At 60.7% G+C, this 18,584-nt stretch carries 17 protein-coding genes; 11 read left to right on the forward strand and 6 right to left on the reverse strand.

All coding sequences use genetic code 11. The annotated features are described in order from the left end of the window. Positions 1–2: 2 nt before the first annotated feature. Positions 3–1,787 carry a GspE/PulE family protein gene (locus M0814_RS11590; protein ID WP_103483632.1) on the reverse strand — a complete coding sequence of 595 codons (1,785 nt, stop codon included), beginning with the start codon at positions 1,785–1,787 and terminating at the stop codon, positions 3–5. A 90-nt stretch (positions 1,788–1,877) separates the two neighbouring features. Next, positions 1,878–2,216, reverse strand: coding sequence for a hypothetical protein (locus tag M0814_RS11595; RefSeq protein WP_103483631.1), 339 nt, complete (start codon positions 2,214–2,216; stop codon positions 1,878–1,880). A 126-nt stretch (positions 2,217–2,342) separates the two neighbouring features. Here M0814_RS11595 and M0814_RS11600 point away from each other — a divergent pair, with 126 nt between their 5' ends. Continuing rightward, complete coding sequence (locus M0814_RS11600) at positions 2,343–2,807, forward strand: Lrp/AsnC family transcriptional regulator (protein WP_027610503.1); 465 nt, start codon at positions 2,343–2,345, stop codon at positions 2,805–2,807. Positions 2,808–2,949: 142 nt separating this feature from the next. Here M0814_RS11600 and M0814_RS11605 read toward each other — a convergent pair whose 3' ends face one another. Then, a complete protein-coding gene (locus M0814_RS11605) occupies positions 2,950–4,320 on the reverse strand; it encodes a CYTH domain-containing protein (RefSeq protein WP_003229277.1) in 1,371 nt (456 codons plus the stop codon). A gap of 156 nt (positions 4,321–4,476) precedes the next feature. On the opposite strand from M0814_RS11605, the gene argE reads away from it, so the two are divergent. Beyond that, the gene (gene argE / locus M0814_RS11610) at positions 4,477–5,631 is read left to right on the forward strand and encodes an acetylornithine deacetylase (RefSeq protein ID WP_103486203.1); all 1,155 of its coding nucleotides are present in this window, start codon (positions 4,477–4,479) and stop codon (positions 5,629–5,631) included. Between the two features lie 269 nt (positions 5,632–5,900). Beyond that, positions 5,901–7,199 (forward strand): amino-acid N-acetyltransferase, encoded by a 1,299-nt coding sequence (gene argA, locus M0814_RS11615; protein ID WP_103486205.1) that lies wholly within the window; start codon positions 5,901–5,903, stop codon positions 7,197–7,199. A gap of 123 nt (positions 7,200–7,322) precedes the next feature. Here argA and tauA read toward each other — a convergent pair whose 3' ends face one another. Further along, complete coding sequence (gene tauA, locus M0814_RS11620) at positions 7,323–8,315, reverse strand: taurine ABC transporter substrate-binding protein (RefSeq protein WP_177434702.1); 993 nt, start codon at positions 8,313–8,315, stop codon at positions 7,323–7,325. Positions 8,316–8,681: 366 nt separating this feature from the next. Here tauA and M0814_RS11625 point away from each other — a divergent pair, with 366 nt between their 5' ends. From M0814_RS11625 to M0814_RS11660, 8 genes are all read left to right on the forward strand, one after another. Further along, positions 8,682–10,007 (forward strand): OprD family porin, encoded by a 1,326-nt coding sequence (locus M0814_RS11625; protein ID WP_103486206.1) that lies wholly within the window; start codon positions 8,682–8,684, stop codon positions 10,005–10,007. Between the two features lie 294 nt (positions 10,008–10,301). Next, positions 10,302–10,940 (forward strand): peroxiredoxin, encoded by a 639-nt coding sequence (locus M0814_RS11630; RefSeq protein WP_103486207.1) that lies wholly within the window; start codon positions 10,302–10,304, stop codon positions 10,938–10,940. 324 nt (positions 10,941–11,264) lie between these two features. Continuing rightward, on the forward strand, positions 11,265–11,858 hold the full coding sequence (ssuE, locus tag M0814_RS11635) for an NADPH-dependent FMN reductase (RefSeq protein ID WP_003229266.1): 594 nt from the start codon (positions 11,265–11,267) through the stop codon (positions 11,856–11,858). 88 nt (positions 11,859–11,946) lie between these two features. Further along, complete coding sequence (locus M0814_RS11640) at positions 11,947–12,927, forward strand: sulfonate ABC transporter substrate-binding protein (protein ID WP_103486208.1); 981 nt, start codon at positions 11,947–11,949, stop codon at positions 12,925–12,927. Between the two features lie 25 nt (positions 12,928–12,952). Continuing rightward, on the forward strand, positions 12,953–14,101 hold the full coding sequence (gene ssuD / locus M0814_RS11645) for an FMNH2-dependent alkanesulfonate monooxygenase (RefSeq protein ID WP_003229262.1): 1,149 nt from the start codon (positions 12,953–12,955) through the stop codon (positions 14,099–14,101). A gap of 8 nt (positions 14,102–14,109) precedes the next feature. Then, positions 14,110–14,892: an aliphatic sulfonate ABC transporter permease SsuC gene (ssuC, locus tag M0814_RS11650; RefSeq protein ID WP_103486209.1), complete on the forward strand. Its 783-nt coding sequence runs from the start codon at positions 14,110–14,112 to the stop codon at positions 14,890–14,892. Then, positions 14,889–15,695, forward strand: a complete 807-nt coding sequence (gene ssuB, locus M0814_RS11655; RefSeq protein ID WP_103486210.1) for an aliphatic sulfonates ABC transporter ATP-binding protein — start codon at positions 14,889–14,891, stop codon at positions 15,693–15,695. The genes ssuC and ssuB overlap by 4 nt, the downstream gene beginning before the upstream one ends. A 33-nt stretch (positions 15,696–15,728) precedes the next feature. Further along, complete coding sequence (locus M0814_RS11660; protein WP_003229256.1) at positions 15,729–15,944, forward strand: TOBE domain-containing protein; 216 nt, start codon at positions 15,729–15,731, stop codon at positions 15,942–15,944. 159 nt (positions 15,945–16,103) lie between these two features. Here M0814_RS11660 and M0814_RS11665 read toward each other — a convergent pair whose 3' ends face one another. Together M0814_RS11665 and M0814_RS11670 are read right to left on the reverse strand one after the other, a co-directional pair. Continuing rightward, positions 16,104–16,736, reverse strand: a complete 633-nt coding sequence (locus M0814_RS11665; RefSeq protein ID WP_045122665.1) for a TetR/AcrR family transcriptional regulator — start codon at positions 16,734–16,736, stop codon at positions 16,104–16,106. A 249-nt stretch (positions 16,737–16,985) separates the two neighbouring features. Continuing rightward, on the reverse strand, positions 16,986–18,362 hold the full coding sequence (locus M0814_RS11670) for a glutamine synthetase family protein (protein ID WP_003229254.1): 1,377 nt from the start codon (positions 18,360–18,362) through the stop codon (positions 16,986–16,988). Between the last annotated feature and the right edge of the window lie 222 nt (positions 18,363–18,584).

Below are 18,584 nucleotides of genomic sequence, written 5' to 3' on the forward strand. Positions count from 1 at the left end.
GGTTATTTCTGTTCGCTCTGCGGTGTTACCCGCAGCACCTCCTCAATGGTGGTCAGCCCCGCCGCAACCTTTTGTGCGCCCGACAGGCGCAGGCTGCGCATGCCTTCCTTGAAGGCTTGCCGCCGGATCGCGGTGAGGTCGGCGTCGGGGGTGATGAAGGCCTTGAGGCTGTCGCTCAGTTGCATGATTTCGTAGACCCCGGCGCGTCCGCGATAACCGGTGTCGCGACATTCCAGACAACCGATAGCGCGTTGCGCATTGCCCGGCAGCGGCGCCTGCCAGGGCCGGGTCAGGGTTTGCCAGTCTTCCTCTTGCAGCGTCAGCGGCGCCTTGCAGTGCGGGCACAGCGTGCGCACCAGGCGCTGGGCCATGACCCCGAGCACCGTAGCCTTGATCAGATAGTGCGGCACGCCGAGTTCCAATAGCCGACTGATCGCGCTGGGGGCATCGTTGGTGTGCAGGGTCGACAGCACCAGGTGGCCGGTGAGTGCAGCCTGAATCGCCATTTCCGCGGTTTCCAGATCGCGGATCTCGCCGATCATGATGATGTCCGGGTCTTGCCGCATCAGCGCGCGTACCCCGGCGGCGAAACTCAGGTCGATGTTGTGCTGGACCTGCATCTGGTTGAACGCCGGCTCGACCATTTCGATTGGGTCTTCGATGGTGCAGAGGTTGATTTCCGGCGTCGCCAGTTTCTTCAGCGTGGTGTAGAGCGTGGTGGTCTTGCCCGAACCGGTTGGCCCGGTGACCAGAATGATGCCGTTGGGCTGGCGGGTCATGTCCTGCCAGCGGCGCAGGTCGTCGGCGGAAAAGCCCAACTGATCGAAGTCCTTGAGCAGCACTTCCGGGTCAAAAATCCGCATGACCATTTTTTCGCCAAACGCGGTGGGCAACGTTGAGAGCCGCAGCTCCACCTCGCCACCGTCCGGGGTCTTGGTCTTGACCCGGCCGTCCTGGGGTTTGCGCTTCTCGGCGACGTTCATCCGCCCGAGGCTTTTCAGGCGGCTAACAATGGCCATGGTCACCTGCGGCGGAAATTGATAGATGTTGTGCAACACGCCATCAATGCGGAAACGCACGGTGCCCTGTTCGCGGCGCGGTTCGATATGGATATCACTGGCGCGCTGCTGGAAGGCGTACTGGAACAGCCAGTCGACGATGTTGACGATGTGCGCATCGTTGGCGTCCGGCTCCTGATCGCTGGCGCCGAGGTTGAGCAGTTGTTCGAAGTTGCCGAGGTTGCCGCTCTGCGCGTCGGCATTGCTGGCGCCGCTGACCGATTTGGCGAGGCGGAAGAACTCGACGCTGAAGCGCTGGATATCCGCCGGGTTGGCGACGACCCGTTTGATCGGCAGCTTCAGCACGTGGGTCAGGTCAGCCTCCCAACCGGTGACGTAGGGCTGGGCGCTGGCCACGACCACCGCGTCGCGGTCGACCGCTACCGCGAGAATCTTGTGGCGTTGGGCAAAGGCGTAGGACATCAGCGGGGTGATGGCGGCGACGTTGATCTTCAACGGGTCGATGCGCATGTACGGCTGGCCGGCCTGTTGCGCCAGCCACAGGGTCAGGCTTTCCAGATCCAGATGCTTGCCCGGACGGCTGAGGTCATCCAGTTGCTGGCTGGCAATGAATTCCAGCGGATGCTGCTGGCCGTGGGGCGCGTGGCGCCGCCGGGCATTGAGCGCCTGCTCCGCCGAATCCTGGCTGATAAAGCCCTGGGCGACCAGTTCACGCAACACATCGTTGAGATCCAGCCAGCGGTCCTGAGTGGCGAGTTGAACGGACATGCGGGCTCCTTTTGAACGACTGTGCGCAAAGGATAGTCGTGGCCCCGCAGACTGTTGGGCCACTACCCGACAAAGCCGTTGCCGGATTTGTCAGCCGGCCGCCTGGGCTGGCGCAGCCCACGCCGTGTCAGCGTTTTGCAGGTTCACCGAGCAGACGCTGATCAGGTTACGAAGTTTTTCCGCAATCACCTGCGCGCGATGCCAGCTGAGCCCGTCGATGACGATGTCGATCGACAGCAGATCGTCGAGCCGTTCGACGTGGACCTGCTGCGGCGTGAGGAACTGCAGCGCGAACAGGTTCAGCACCCGCACCAGCAGATCCGGCTCGGCTTCGGCGAGCAGTTGATAACTCGCACAACAGTGGGCGTTGTTGACGTTCCACACATCGGCGCGGGGCGCAGGGGTATTCACGGCTTCGAGGTGAGGCATGTCCGGTCTCCAGAGTCAGTGGAGGAATTTTTACATTCGGTGTCGGGCATTTCTTGTCTAAGATGAGCGGATTCGCGGATTGCACGACTGGAACGATTCGTAAAATGATCTTTTTGAGGATTGATTATGCATAGCGAGCTGGACAGCTACGACCGGCGGATTCTCGCCCTGCTGCAAGAGGACGCGTCACTGTCCAGCGCGCAGATCGCCGAGCAGGTGGGGCTGTCGCAATCGCCGTGCTGGCGGCGGATTCAGCGGATGAAGGAGGAGGGGATCATTCGCGGGCAGGTGACCTTGCTCGATCGCAAGAAGATCGGCCTGAACACGCAGATCTTCGCCGAGATCAAACTCAACGCCCACGGGCGTTCGAACTTCACCGAATTCACCGAGGCGATTCGCGGTTTTCCGGAAGTGCTGGAGTGTTATGTGCTGATGGGCGCGGTGGATTTTCTGTTGCGGATTGTCGCGGCGGACATCGAGGCGTATGAGCGGTTTTTCTTCGAAAAACTGTCGCTGGTGCCGGGGATTCAGGAAGTGAACTCGATTGTGGCGTTGTCGGAGATCAAGTCGACGACCAGCCTCCCGGTCTAGCACGGATGGCCTCTGTGGCGAGGGAGCTTGCTCCCGCTGGGCTGCGAAGCGGCCCCAAAATCTGCAATTGCAGGAATCGGGAGTCCTTCGGCCTCCAGCGGGAGCAAGCTCCCTCGCCACAGTTTTCAAGTGTTGCTGAGCATCACATACGCAGCAGCATTTTCCACGCACGATTCTGATAAACCGCAATTGCCTGCTGCTTGCGCGCATCGAGCAGTTCGTCAGTGATGGTCGGTTCGTTGGCCAGTTGCGCCAGTTTGTTCAGCTCGCCGTACAGGCGATCCATTTCCGCGATCTCCAGCACGTTACGCGCATGGTGCAGCCAGACCTGGATGCGTTCGATGCGCGGCAGTTGCTCGGCCAGATCTTCCGGTTGCTGCTGATAGCGCTGCAATTGCAGGGACGTGGCTTCTTCGCCCAGCAGGCGCGGCAGCCAGCTGTGCAGTTGCGCGGCGCCCTGGCGGTTGCCGCGGGTGTTGCGCTCGGCGGTCCAGGTGCGGGCCAGCAACCAGCGCGACGCAGTCAGCGAGAACAGACCCCAACGCGGGTCTTCCAGCTCCTCAAGGAACTGTTCCGGCGCCGCTTTGCGCACGTCTTCGTCTTCGATGCCGACCTGAACCAGCGGGCGCCAGTCTTCGAGCAATGCGTCCAGCGCCACGCGCAGGTCGTGAGTGGCCGGACGCGGTGCGGCCTGGCCGAGGCTGCTGAGCAGGGCGCGCATTTCCGCAAGGTTCTCGACCCAGTCCTGCAGCAGGCGCCAGTGGCCGTTGAAACGATACTGTTCAGCCAGACGCTGGCTGCTGCCGAGCAAGTGCCAGCCCAGCGCGGCGAAAGCGTCGTCGAGTTGGGTTTCCGGGGTCAGTTGCGGCGCCGGCAGGCTCAGCGAGTAGCTGTTGGCGTCGTACAGACGGTAGCCGCGCTCGGCCTTGCTGATGTCGCACGGCATCAGGGCCAGGGTCTCGGCCAGTTCGGCGGCCAGTTCCAGCAGCGCGGCAGGCTCGCCTTCGCGCAGCTCCAGTTCCAGCTCGCAGATTTCTTCTTTCTGTTTGCCGACCACCACGTGACCGAGGTCCAGCGCCGCTTCGATGACCACTTTGGCCTTGCCGCGGCCCCAGGCGATTTCCGCGCGCTCGCGGACGAAATCGGTGGTGAAGATCGGCTTCAGGGTTTTCTTGTCCAGCTCGGCCAGCGACTCGGGCCAGCATTCGCCGTCGAGTTTCTTCACGTCGAGCTTGGCTTTGGGCAACTTCCAGTCGTACTCGTTACGCTCGGACAGACCGGCAACACTCTGACCACGGGTCTTGAGGGTCTGAATCACTTCGTCACCGTCCTTGCGCAGGCGCAGGGCAACTTTGGCCTGAGCCAGATCGCGCTCGGGGGTGTCGAAGTACTGGTTCATCAACTCACGGCGTTCCCAGCCATTTTTGTTGCGTTTCTTCAGTAGCGGGTGCTCGCGCAGGGCAGCGAGGGTTTCGCGGCTGACGCGGAGTTTGATTTCGGTTTCTTTCTGCATGGCCGGAAAATCCAGGATCGGGAGCGCAGCCGGGGGAATGTGTGGCTGCCAAGGCCGTGCAGTGTACAGGACTCAAACTTCCTACGCCCTGCGGCGGTTTATTCCGAGCGCCGGATGGCTCTATGATGGACTTCAAATCGGGAGTTGGAGTCAGCGATGCCTTTGCCATCCATGCAAGACCAGTTCGCTGCACTGATCGCCGCACCGTCGGTCAGTTGCACCCAACCGAGCCTGGATCAGTCCAACCGGGCGGTGATCGATTTGCTTGCCGGTTGGCTGGGCGATCTGGGCTTCAGCTGCGATATCCAGCAGGTCAGCCCCGGCAAATTCAACCTGCTCGCCAGTTTCGGCAGCGGCCCCGGTGGCTTGGTACTGGCCGGGCACAGCGATACCGTTCCTTATGACGATGCGCTGTGGCAGACCGATCCGCTGAAACTCACCGAGGTCGACGGCCGCTGGGTCGGGCTGGGCAGTTGCGACATGAAGGGTTTTTTCGCACTGATCATCGAGGCCGTGCAGCCGCTGCTCGATCAACCGTTCAAGCAGCCGCTGCTGATCCTCGCCACCTGTGATGAAGAAAGCTCGATGTCCGGTGCCCGGGCACTGGCCGAGGCCGGCAAGCCGCTGGGCCGTGCGGCGGTGATCGGCGAGCCGACCGGGCTCAAACCGATCCGCCTGCATAAAGGTGTGATGATGGAGCGCATCGACATCCTCGGGCAAAGCGGCCATTCGTCGGATCCGCGCCTGGGCCACAGCGCCCTCGAAGCGATGCACGATGCCATCGGCGAACTGCGCGGTTTGCGTCTGTTGTGGCAGCGTGAATTCAACAACCCGCAGTTCAGCGTGCCGCAACCGACCATGAACTTCGGCTGTATTCATGGCGGCGACAACCCGAATCGCATTTGCGGCCAGTGTTCACTGGAGTTCGACCTGCGTCCGCTGCCGGGCATGGACCCCAATGTCCTGCGTGCGGAAATCCTGCGCAAGCTCAATCCGGTGGCCGAGCGGCATCAGGTGAAGATCGATTACAAGCCGTTGTTCCCGGAAGTGCCGCCATTCGAGCAGGCCGCAGACACCGAATTGGTGCGCATCGCCGAAAAGCTCACCGGTCACAGTGCCGAAGCAGTAGCGTTCGGCACCGAAGCGCCTTATCTTCAGCGCCTGGGTTGCGAAACCATCGTGCTCGGCCCCGGCGACATTGCCTGTGCGCACCAGCCCGGCGAATACCTTGAAATGTCACGTTTGCAGCCTACCGTGCATCTATTGCGGCAGTTGATTGAACATTACTGCCTGAGCCCGGACAAACCCTGATGTCCCCCTGTGGGAGCGGGCTTGCTCGCGAAGACGGTGGGTCAGTCGACATGGATGTACCTGATACACCGCTTTCGCGAGCAAGCCCGCTCCCACAGGGGGGGGGCGGTGTTTTGTCTGACCAAACGCTGTAAATTGCCAGCACCCCAACCCGTATTCATGAGGAGAGCGCGCGTGTCGCCAAGCCTGTTCCGACGATAACCATCAGCCCGCTGTGCGTTTTCCGTTTCGCCCTTTTTCCGGCTGCTATTTATTACAGGCCCAGGTTCATGCCCGAATACGTTAATTGGCTTCGTCACGCGTCCCCTTACATCAATGCCCACCGCGACTGCACCTTCGTCGTCATGCTGCCCGGCGACGGCGTGGAGCATCCGAACTTCGGCAACATCGTCCACGACCTGGTGCTGTTGCACAGCCTCGGCGTGCGCCTGGTGCTGGTCCACGGTTCGCGCCCGCAGATTGAAACCCGACTCGCCGCCCGCGGCCTGACTCCGCACTACCATCACGGCATGCGCATCACCGACGCGGCGACGCTGGAATGTGTGATCGACGCGGTCGGCCAGTTGCGCATCGCCATCGAAGCGCGGCTGTCGATGGACATGGCTTCGTCGCCGATGCAGGGTTCGCGCTTGCGGGTGGCCAGCGGCAACCTGGTGACCGCGCGGCCGATCGGCGTGCTCGAAGGCGTCGACTATCACCACACCGGCGAAGTGCGCCGGGTCGATCGCAAAGGTATCAACCGTCTGCTGGACGAGCGTTCGATCGTGCTGCTATCGCCGCTGGGTTATTCGCCGACCGGTGAGATTTTCAATCTGGCCTGCGAAGACGTCGCCACCCGTGCCGCCATCGACCTCGGTGCCGACAAGCTGCTGCTGTTCGGCGCCGACCTCGGTCTGATCGACGAGAACGGCAGGCTGGTGCGCGAACTGCGTCCGCAGCAGGTGCCGGCGCATTTGCAACGTCTGGGCAATAACTATCAGGCGGAATTGCTGGATGCCGCCGCCGAAGCCTGCCGTGGCGGCGTGGCGCGCAGCCATATCGTCAGTTATGCCGAGGACGGTGCGCTGCTGACCGAACTGTTCACCCGTGACGGTGGCGGTACGCTGGTGGCCCAGGAGCAATTCGAGCTGGTGCGCGAGGCGGCGATTGAAGACGTCGGCGGTCTGCTCGACCTGATCAGTCCTTTGGAAGAGCAGGGGATTCTGGTGCGCCGTTCGCGCGAAGTGCTGGAGCGCGAGATCGAGCAGTTCAGCGTGGTCGAGCGTGAAGGGATGATCATTGCCTGTGCGGCGCTGTATCAGATCGCCGATTCGGATGCCGGTGAGCTGGCGTGCCTAGCGGTGAACCCGGAGTACCGCCACGGCGGTCGCGGTGATGAACTGCTGGAACGCATCGAGACCCGTGCCCGGGCGCAAGGGTTGAAAACCCTGTTCGTCCTCACCACCCGTACCGCGCACTGGTTCCGCGAACGCGGTTTCGAGCCAAGCAGCGTCGAGCGCCTGCCGGCGGCGCGGGCGTCGCTGTACAACTATCAGCGCAACTCGAAGATCTTCGAAAAGACCCTCTGACGATTACCGAAGGACTGTTGTGGAGAGGGGATTCATCCCCGATGGGCCGTGCAGCGGCCCCCGCTTCACCAAAAGCAGGGACTGCTGCGCAGTCCATCGGGGATGAATCCCCTCACCACCTGTTCAATTGTTTTCAGTTACAAACTTCGCGCTGACATACGGCGAATAGTCCGGCAGCACCGTTTCAACCTTGCCCTGTTCCTTCAAAAACTTCGCGGTCTCACCAATCGCCTTCGCCGTGCCGCCGTCCAGCAACGCAGTGGATTGCTGCGCCTTGGCGTCCGGGAACGCCGAACCGGCGAGCAGTTCCGGCACATCGGCGGCGTTGGCACCGGTCAATTTGGCGATTTTCTGTACCGGCTCGGATTCGGCGGTCCAGCTGTCTTTATGGCTGGCGTAATCGGCAAACGCGTCTAGAGTGACCTTGGCAAATTTGGCCACCACCTCAGGATGCTTCTCGGCGTAGTCCTTGCGTGCGACCCAGACTTCGAACGTCGGGGCGCCCCATTGGCCGACTTGTGCAGCATCGGTCAGGGTCTTGCCGGTCTTGCGGATTTCGCCCAGTGCCGGTGACCAGACAAATGCGCCGTCGATGTCGCCACGCTTCCATGCCGCAGCGATTTCCGCCGGTTGCAGGTTCACCACTTTGACTTTCGAGGTGTCCAGGCCCCAGTGCTTGAGTGCGCCGAGCAGGCTGTAATGGGACGTGGAAACGAAGGGCGTGGCGATGGTCTTGCCGACCAGGTCCTGCGGGGTGGTGATCCCGCTGCCATTGCGCACCACCAAGGCTTCGGCGGCATTAATTTGTGCTGAAACAATGAAGGCGACGATTGGCAGATTGCGTGAGGCGGCCGCTGCCAAAGGGCTGGAGCCGAGATTGCCGATCTGCACATCGCCCGATGCAATGGCTGTCACAACTTCCGGGCCACTATTGAAGCGTCGCCAGTCGATCTTCTGGCCGATGGTTTTTTCGTAGGTGCCGTCGGCCTGAGGGACTTTGCTCGGGTCGATACCGGTTTGATAACCCACCGTGAGGTCGGCGGCTTGAGCGGAGAAAGAAATTATCGCTGACACACAAACTGTAACAAATTGACTAGATAGTGCCCGTTTGGCCATGATGGCGTCGCCTTTTGGATAGGGTTTGACGTGGTTTGAATACGTCAACGCTAAGCGATCTAAAAAAGGGCGAACAAATACCATTTAGTAATTAGCTTAGTAGCCGATATCCTGTGTTGCGCTGCAGGTGGCCATTACTGGGCCATATAGCTAGATAGTATAAAAAAGAATGAAATAATTCTTTTTGGGGTTATCAGGAAAGTCAGTACTGTGCAGGGACCCAAATACTGCGATTAGACCTTGGTCGTAGACACACAAGGTTACGATTGACTTGTCAGTCACGCTCTGGCGCTAATCGCGAACCTACGGATCCGGGCATTCGACCAGGACCAGGAACACAAGAATTAGAAACGAGAGGAGCTTTACATGAACAAGTCCACCTTGGCCCTGGCTGTGGCCGTAGGGGTTTTGGCGCAGCAGGCAGGCGCCGCCGGTTTCATCGAAGACAGCAAGGCCACTCTGGGCTTGCGCAACTTCTACATCAACACCGATAACCGTGACGGCACTGGCCCGAACAAGAACGAAGAATGGGGCCAAGGCTTCGATCTGCGTTTCATCTCGGGTTACACCCAAGGCACCGTGCAGTTCGGTGTTGACGCGATCGGCCTGTACGGCGTGCGTCTGGATTCCAGCCCGGCCACCAGCGGCAACTCGACCGGTACTGCTTCGGGCGGCACCGTGTTCCCAAGCGATGGCAACCGTGCAGTGCATGACTTCGCGAGCCTGGGTGTGACCGGTAAGGTCAAGATCTCCCAGACCGAGCTGAAGGTCGGTACTCTGCTGCCGAACAACCCGGTCATCAAATACAACGACGGTCGTCTGCTGCCACAAACCTTCCAGGGCGAAGCGATCACCTCGAACGAGATCAAGGACCTGACGCTGACTGCCGGTCAGGTTGAGGCCGTGAAAGGTCGTAACTCCAGCAACAACGAAAACATGTCGATTGCTGGTGCCAACGCCGGTTCGAACTACGACAAAGGCGTGTTCAGCAACAAGTTCTACTACGCTGGTGCTGACTACAAGCTGACCAAAGACCTGACCGCCTCGTACTACTACGGCGAGCTGAAAGACTTCTACTCGCAGAACTTCCTGGGTCTGGTACACAACTGGGGCATCGGCCCGGGCGTACTGAAAAGCGACCTGCGTTACTACCGCAGCCGTGACAACGGTGCCAACGGCGATACCGCTGCCTACTACACCAGCGGTTACTACGGTGGCAAAACTGTCAAAGGCAAGGTCGACAACGATCTGTACAGCTACCTGGCCCTGTACTCGGTTGAAGGTCACACCTTCGGTGCCGGTTATCAGTACACCAAAGGTGACAGCGACTTCCCTTGGCTGAACCAGGGTGACGGCTCGTCCAACAGCACCATCACCGACATGCAGATCCAGAAGTTCGCCCGTGCTGGCGAGCGTACCTGGCAGGCTCGCTACGGCTACGATTTCGCCAAGATCGGCGTTCCTGGCCTGACCGCCAACCTGATCTACCTGCGTGGTAACAACATCGACACCCCGCTGGGCGAAAAAACCGAGTGGGAACGCGACCTGACCATCGGTTACGTGATTCCGGAAGGCCCGCTGAAGAACCTCGGCGTAGCCTGGAAAAACGCGATGTGGCGTACCGACCTGGCGAACACCCGTTCCCAGGACGAAAACCGCCTGATCGTCAGCTACTCGATCCCGCTGCTGTAATAGCGCGTTCAAACTGCTGATGTAAAAAAAGCCCCGTCCGGCACCGTGCCGGACGGGGCTTTTGCGTTTTCGAGTCAGGCTCACCCCCGTAAGCCTGTCCCGAAATTCCCTCTTTGCAGCAACTCAAGGCCTTCTCGAACCTTGAGAGCGATGTTCGTCGCGATGCCGTCTAGCGTCCAGTGAACGATGTTTAATATTCCTTTAGATTCTAGATATCTATTTATTTATTCTTTTTCATGATGTCGAATCCCGAGCTACAGTTGAGTTCTCCAACAACTCATCAGGAGCAGCACCATGAGCCTCAGACTCGGCGACATCGCCCCCGACTTCGAACAGGATTCCAGCGCCGGCAAGATTCGTTTCCACGAGTGGCTGGGCGATAGCTGGGGCGTGCTGTTCTCCCACCCGGCCGACTTCACCCCGGTGTGCACCACCGAGCTGGGCTTCACCGCCAAGCTCAAGGATGAGTTCAGCAAGCGCGGGGTCAAAGCCATCGCCTTGTCGGTTGACCCGGTGGACTCGCACCACAAGTGGATCGAGGACATCAACGAAACCCAGAACACCCTCGTCAACTTCCCGATCCTGGCCGACGCCGATCGCAAGGTTTCCGATCTCTATGACCTGATCCATCCGAACGCCAACGACACCCTGACCGTGCGTTCGCTGTTCGTGATCGATCCGAACAAGAAGATTCGCCTGACCATCACCTACCCGGCGAGTACCGGGCGCAACTTCCACGAGATCCTGCGGGTGATCGATTCGCTGCAACTCACCGACAACTACAAAGTGGCGACCCCGGCCAACTGGCAGGACGGTGATGAGGTGGTGATCGTGCCGTCGTTGAAGGACGAGGAAGAGATCAAGCAGCGTTTCCCGAAAGGTTATCGCGCCGTGAAGCCGTACCTGCGTCTGACGCCGCAACCGAACAAGTGAATCAGTGAAATTTGGGCTGTAGCTACCGCCGCCTTCGCGAGCAAGCCCGCTCCCACAGGGGAACGCATTCCAAATGTGGGAGCGGGCTTGCTCGCGAAGGCGTCGGCACAGCCGACACAAAATTCAGAACCACAAAGCAGGGAATTTCAGGTCGTGTTCACGGCCTGTTTTTTTGCCCGGAACACAGCAAATAACATATCTCTAAAACGCATAACCAAATGAATAAATATGATTTATGGATATATAAATCAGCTGGTAAGGTCACTCCCATCGAAGCGAGATCGCAACCCGCGAATCGCCTGTAACGCGTAAGGAATCGTCTGAATGCTGGTCGTCTCACTCGGTGGCAGTCCCAGCCTGCGCTCCCGTTCCGGGGTGCTGCTGGAACGCTCGCAACACTGGTTGCGGCAGCAAGGGGTCGAAGTGGTGAGTTATCAGGTGCGGGACTTCCCGGCCGAAGATCTGCTCCATGCCCGCTTCGATAGCCCGAAAGTGCTCGACCTGCTGGCGCAGATTGAAAACGCCGATGGCCTGCTGATCGCCACGCCGGTGTACAAGGCGTCGTTTTCCGGTGCGCTGAAAACCGTACTGGATCTGCTGCCGGAACGTGCCCTGAACCACAAGATCGTTTTGCCGATGGCCACCGGCGGCAGCATCGCCCACATGCTGGTGGTCGATTACGCGCTCAAACCGGTGCTGTCGGCATTGAAAGCGCAGGAAATGCTGCAAGGAATTTTTGCCGAGGACAGCCAGATCGCTTACGGCGAAGGCAGTGCCGCGGCGCAACTGGCACCCGCGCTGGAGCAGCGTCTGCATGAAGCGCTGGATCAGTTTGTCAGTGCCATGGCTCGCCGGCCGAAGCCGCTGGAGCCGGGCCTGTTGAATGAACGTTTGTTGAGTGCTCGCTGGAGCATTTAAGCCTCACCGAAATTGAAGTACTGGCCTTACTCGCCCGCCAACGGGCAAGCAGGTGCAGCCACAACCCAACAGCAAAAAGGAGAGCGCTATGCGCACTGTATTTTTGCGTCGCGGTCTGGTCGCTCTGTTTGCTGCGGCTGTGTCCTTCGGCGCCATTACTCAAGCTCAAGCCGAGACCTTGCGGATCGGTTATCAGAAGTACGGCACGCTGGTGCTGCTCAAGGCCAAAGGCACTTTGGAAAAACGTCTGGCCGCGCAAGGCGTGGACGTGCAATGGACTGAATTCCCCGGCGGCCCGCAACTGCTTGAAGGCCTGAACGTCGGCTCGATCGACTTCGGCGTCACCGGTGAGACTCCGCCAGTGTTCGCCCAGGCTGCCGGCGCCGATCTGCTCTACGTCGCCTACGAACCACCAGCACCGACCAGCGAAGCGATCCTCGTGCCGAAAGATTCGCTGATCAAATCGGTGGCGGATCTGAAGGGCAAGAAAGTCGCCCTGAACAAAGGCTCCAACGTGCACTACCTGCTGGTGCGCGCGCTGGAAGACGCCGGTCTCAAATACTCCGATATTCAAACCGTATTCCTGCCGCCGGCCGATGCCCGCGCCGCGTTCGAGCGTGGCAGCGTCGATGCCTGGGTGATCTGGGATCCGTACCAGGCCGCTGCCGAAAACCAGCTGCAGGCGCACACCCTGCGTGACGGCAAAGGCATCGTTGACAACCACCAGTTCTATCTCGCGACCAAACCTTACGCGCAGAAAAATCCCGAGGTGATCAAGACCCTCGTCGAGGAAGTGCGCGCGGTGGGCGAGTGGTCCAGGGCCAACCCGCAGGACGTGACTCAACAGGTCGCGCCGCTGCTCGGCCTGTCGCCGGAGATCACCCTGACCTCGGTGAAACGCCAGGGCTACGGTGCGTTGTTCCTGACCCCGGATGTGGTCGCCGCGCAACAGAAAATTGCCGACACCTTCTACCAGCTCAAGCTGATTCCCAAGCCGTTGAGCATCAAGGATGTGATCTGGACACTACCGGCCGCTGTGGCCCAAAGCTCGGTTACCCAAGCCCAGTAAATCGAATCCCCAAGGAGACCACTCCATGAGCCTCAACATCTTCTGGTTCCTGCCTACCCACGGCGACGGCCATTACCTTGGCACCGCCGAAGGCGCACGCGCCGTTGACCACGGTTATCTGCAACAGGTCGCACAAGCGGCGGATCGTCTGGGCTTTGGCGGCGTACTGATTCCCACCGGCCGTTCCTGCGAGGACTCGTGGCTGGTGGCAGCATCGCTGATCCCGGTAACTCAGCGTCTGAAGTTCCTTGTCGCCCTGCGCCCCGGGATCATTTCCCCGACGGTGGCGGCGCGACAGGCAGCTACCCTGGATCGTCTGTCCGGCGGTCGTGCGCTGTTCAACCTGGTGACCGGTGGCGACCCGGAAGAGTTGGCCGGTGATGGTCTGTTCCTCAACCACGAAGAGCGCTATCAAGCCTCGGTGGAATTCACCCGCATCTGGCGTCGGGTGCTGGAAGGCGAAACCGTCGATTACGACGGCGAACACATCAGCGTGAAGGGCGCCAAACTGCTCTATCCGCCGATCCAGCAACCGCGTCCGCCGCTTTACTTCGGTGGCTCCTCGGAAGCGGCGCAGGATCTGGCCGCCGAACAAGTCGAGATGGTGCTGACCTGGGGCGAGCCGCCAGCGGCCGTCGCCGAGAAGATCGAGCAGGTGCGCGCCAAAGCCGCCAAACTCGGGCGTACCGTGCGCTTCGGCATTCGTTTGCATGTGATCGTGCGGGAAACCAACGCCGAAGCCTGGCAAGCGGCAGACCGGCTGATCTCGCATCTGGACGACGACACCATCAAGCGTGCGCAGGCATCGCTGGCGCGCTTCGATTCGGTCGGTCAGCAACGCATGGCCGCGCTGCATGGTGGTAGCCGCGACAACCTCGAAGTCAGCCCGAATCTGTGGGCCGGCGTCGGTCTGGTGCGTGGCGGTGCCGGTACTGCACTGGTCGGCGATGGCCCGACCGTGGCCGCCCGCGTCAAGGAATACGCGGATCTCGGTATCGACACCTTCATCTTCTCCGGTTATCCACACCTCGAAGAGTCGTACCGCGTCGCTGAACTGCTGTTCCCGCACCTCGACATCGAGCGTCCGGAACTGCCGAAAAGCGCCGGTTACGTCAGCCCGTTCGGCGAGATGGTGGCCAACGACATTCTTCCCAAAGCCGCGTCGCAGAGCTGAGGCGCGCCATGAAGAAAATTATCCACGGCCTCGCGCCCTGGGCGTTGCCGGTGCTCCTGCTGGCGGTGTGGCAGTTGTCGGTGTCGGCCGGTTGGTTGTCGACGCGGATCCTGCCGGCACCGGTGGCAGTGATCGAGGCCGGTGTCAGTCTGGTGCGCAGCGGCGAGATCTGGACGCACCTGGCAATCAGCGGCTGGCGCGCGGCGCTGGGCTTCACCATCGGTGGCAGCATCGGCCTGGCGCTGGGTTTCATCACCGGCCTGTCGAAGTGGGGCGAACGCCTGCTCGACAGCTCGGTACAGATGATCCGCAACGTGCCGCACCTGGCGCTGATTCCACTGGTGATCCTGTGGTTCGGCATCGACGAGTCGGCGAAGATTTTCCTGGTCGCACTGGGCACGTTGTTCCCGATTTACCTCAACACCTATCACGGCATCCGTAACGTCGATCCGGCGCTGGTGGAGATGGCGCGCAGTTATGGCTTGAGCGGTTTCAGCCTGTTCTGGCAGGTGATTCTGCCGGGCGCGCTGCCTTCGATTCTGGTCGGGGTGCGCTTTGCGCTGGGCTTCATGTGGCTGACGCTGATCGTCGCCGAAACCATTTCGGCCAGCTCCGGCATTGGTTATCTGGCGATGAACGCCCGCGAGTTTTTGCAGACCGATGTGGTAGTGCTGGCGATCCTGCTTTACGCGGTACTCGGCAAACTCGCTGACCTCGCCGCCCGTGGACTTGAGCGTGTGTGGCTGCGCTGGCATCCGGCCTATCAGGTGGCCAAGGGAGGTGCGGCATGACCGCTCAACAACCTCCACGCCTGCTGCGCGGGATTCCGCTGGTGGTGCGCAATCTGCAGAAAACCTTTGGCGCGCGGCAGGTGCTGCGCGACATCGACCTGCACATTCCGGCGGGGCAATTCGTCGCCGTGGTCGGGCGCAGCGGGTGCGGCAAGAGCACCTTCCTGCGCTTGCTCGCCGGCCTCGATCAACCGACTGGCGGCGACCTGCTGGCCGGTGCCGCAGCGCTCAGCGATGCGCGGGAAGACACCCGGCTGATGTTCCAGGAAGCACGGCTGCTGCCGTGGAAAAAGATCATCGACAACGTCGGTCTCGGCCTTAAAGGCAACTGGCGCCCGCAAGCACTGGAAGCGCTGGAAGCAGTCGGTCTGGCGGATCGCGCCCATGAGTGGCCGGCAGCCTTGTCCGGTGGGCAGAAGCAGCGCGTGGCGCTGGCCCGGGCGCTGATCCACCAACCGCGCCTGTTGCTGCTCGACGAGCCGCTGGGGGCGCTGGATGCCCTGACCCGGATCGAGATGCAGCAACTGATCGAACGCCTCTGGCAAAAGCATGGGTTCACCGTGCTGCTGGTGACCCACGACGTCAGCGAAGCGGTGGCGATCGCCGACCGGGTGATTCTGATCGAGGACGGTGAAGTCGGCCTCGACCTGCAAGTGGAGTTGCCTCGTCCGCGAGTGCGCGGATCGCATCGACTGGCGGCGCTGGAAACCGAAGTGCTCAACCGTGTTCTGTCCCTGCCCGGCGAGCCGCCGGAGCCGGAACCTGTTTCACCACTGCCTACGCAATTGCGTTGGGCTCAATAACTCAAGTTACAACCAACGACAGGAATCAAAGCCATGACTATCAAAGCCATCAACGTGCGCAACCAGTTCAAAGGCTCGATCAAGGAGATCGTTCTCGGCGACGTGCTGTCGGAAATCGACGTGCAGACCGCTTCCGGCATCGTCACTTCGGTGATCACCACCCGCTCGGTCAAGGAGCTGGAACTGGTGGTGGGCAGTGAGGTGATTGCCTTCGTGAAATCCACCGAGGTGTCGATCGCCAAGTTGTAAGCCTGTGAGTAAAAAACAACCCCGAAAGGCGTGAGCCCTTCGGGGTTTTTTGTTTATCGTGAGTTCAGCGGCGCGGCCTTCGCGAGCAGGCTCGCTCCCACAGGGAACCGCATTCCAAATGTGGGAGCGGGCTTGCTCGCGAAGGGGCCGGTGAATGCGCTAGAGAACTCTCTTGGGTAGATACGGCGGCAGATACAGGCCGATATAGGCATCAAACACCCGCATCCCTTCCTCGGCCATGCGCGGGGTGATCTGCCCGTGTTGCTGCACCGAGCGCGCATACACGCGGTCGCCCAGTTCCATCGCCAGGGCAAACACGTCGACATCGCTTGGCAGGCGCGGCAATTCGAAGTGATGGTCGAACAGTTTGTGCATCAGGTCGCCGAGTTCGATGTCGTGCTGGCGGTCGGCCTGGGTCACTTCGGTCAGGCCGTGCTGGGCGAGGATCAGCTGGCGAGCGGCGGCGTCTTCGTCGTAGATCTCCAGCATGCGCTGCTCGACCAGTCGCGACAGGTCACGCCAGTCGCGCAGCGCCTCGTGGTCGATCGGCGCTTGCAGGCAGGCGCGGAAGGCTGCGTGCACATCGGCAGTCAAGGCTTCCAGCAGCGCCGGGACGCTGGCGAAGAAGTGATACACGGAGGACGGCGGAATCTGCGCGCGTTCGGCGACGCTGTAGATCGACAGACTGGCCACACCCTCGGCGGCCAGCAGCGTACGCGCGGCGTCGAGTATCGAGTCGATCCGCGCCTGGCTGCGGGCACGGGGTTTGCGAACGGTGGCGGGACGCGTCATGGAAGTCTCCTGCGGGGCAGCGGGCATTGTACGAGCCGAGCAGTGTGTTGTCTGCCAGGACGCCTTCGGGAGCAAGCCCCCTCCCACAGTTGATCTTCTGCGTACAAAAGATCCCCATTCGCTGTAGATCCCCTGTGGGAGGGGGCTTGCTCCCGAACCGCCGCAGGCGGCCATTCAGATCAGAATTCGGCCATAAAAAAACGCCGTGGGCCAAGACGGCCGACGGCGTTTTATCTGGTCGCAATCCGCTTAAACGGTATGCAGATACCAGTTGTACTCAAGGTCAGAGATGGAGTGTTCGAACTCCTCCAGCTCGCTTTCCTTGCAGGCGACGAAGATATCGATGTACTTCGGATCGATGTACTTGGCCATCACCTCGCTGTCGTCCAGCTCGCGCAGGGCATCGCGCAAGTTGTTCGGCAGGCTTTGTTCGTTCTGCTCGTAGCTGTTGCCCTCGACCGGAGCGCCTGGCTCGATCTTGTTCACCAGACCGTGATGCACACCGGCCAGGACCGAAGCCATCAGCAGGTACGGGTTGGCGTCGGCGCCGGCCACGCGGTGTTCGATACGCACGGCATCGGCAGAACCGGTCGGTACGCGGATCGCCACGGTGCGGTTGTCCAGGCCCCAGCACGGCGAGTTCGGCACATAGAACTGCGCGCCGAAGCGACGGTACGAGTTGACGTTCGGGCAGAGGAAAGCCATCTGCGCCGGCAGGGTCTCGAGCACACCGCCGATCGCGTGACGCAGCGCGGCGTTCTGCTCGGGATCCTCGCTTGCAAAGATGTTCTTGCCATCTTTGTCGAGCACCGAGATATGGACGTGCAGACCATTACCCGCCTGGCCCGGATACGGCTTGGCCATGAAGGTGGTGTCCATTTCATGGTCGTAGGCGATGTTCTTGATCAGACGCTTGAGCAGGACCGCGTAGTCGCACGCCTTGATCGGGTCGGCGACGTGGTGCAGGTTCACTTCGAACTGCGCCGGGGCACTTTCCTTGACGATCGCATCGGCGGGGATGCCTTGCTCTTTGGCACCTTCCAGAATGTCCTGGAGGCAGTCGACGTATTCGTCGAGGTCGTCGATCAGGTAGACCTGAGTCGAGTGCGGGCGTTTGCCGGAGATCGGCGAGCGTGGCGGCTGTGGACGGCCGTTCACGTTTTCCTGGTCGATCAGGTAGAACTCCAGTTCGAACGCGGCGCAGATGGTCAAGCCCAGCTCGTCAAACTTTGCAACAACTTGACGGAGCACTTCGCGCGGATCGGCGAAGAACGGGTCACCCTCGAGTTCGTGCATGGTCATCAACAGTTGCGCGGTAGGGCGCTTCTGCCATGGCTCGTTGCACAGGGTATCGGGGATTGGATAGCAGATCCGGTCGGCGTCGCCGATGTCCAGACCCAGGCCGGTGCTTTCCACCGTAGAACCATTGATATCCAGAGCAAATAGAGAGGCCGGCAGGTTGATGCCTTTCTCGTAAACCTTGTGGAGGCTGGTGCGTTCGATGCGCTTGCCGCGCACCACACCATTCATATCCGCAATCAGAAGGTCAACGTACAGAACCTCAGGATGTTCCTTAAGGAACGCGTTCGCTTCGTTAAGCTGAACGGCACGCGGGGGTACCGACATGATGCAACACCTTTGTTGTTAAAAATATCAATCATTGATCTTTTCTGGTTTCAGTCAACCCGAACGGCCTGCCGAAGTCAAGCGAGGCCTTTTTTGCCCTAAAAAAGCGCTGCAAGGGCATTTATGGGGCACTTTGGGGCGGTTTTTTGTCCTTGAAACACGTGGCACCCGCAGGCTTGAGCAGGCCGTGTTGTATTTTTTACGGGGGTGTTGTGTAAAAAA

The organism is Pseudomonas sp. MWU12-2020, from assembly GCF_023100605.1.
Taxonomy (GTDB): domain Bacteria; phylum Pseudomonadota; class Gammaproteobacteria; order Pseudomonadales; family Pseudomonadaceae; genus Aquipseudomonas; species Aquipseudomonas fluorescens_H.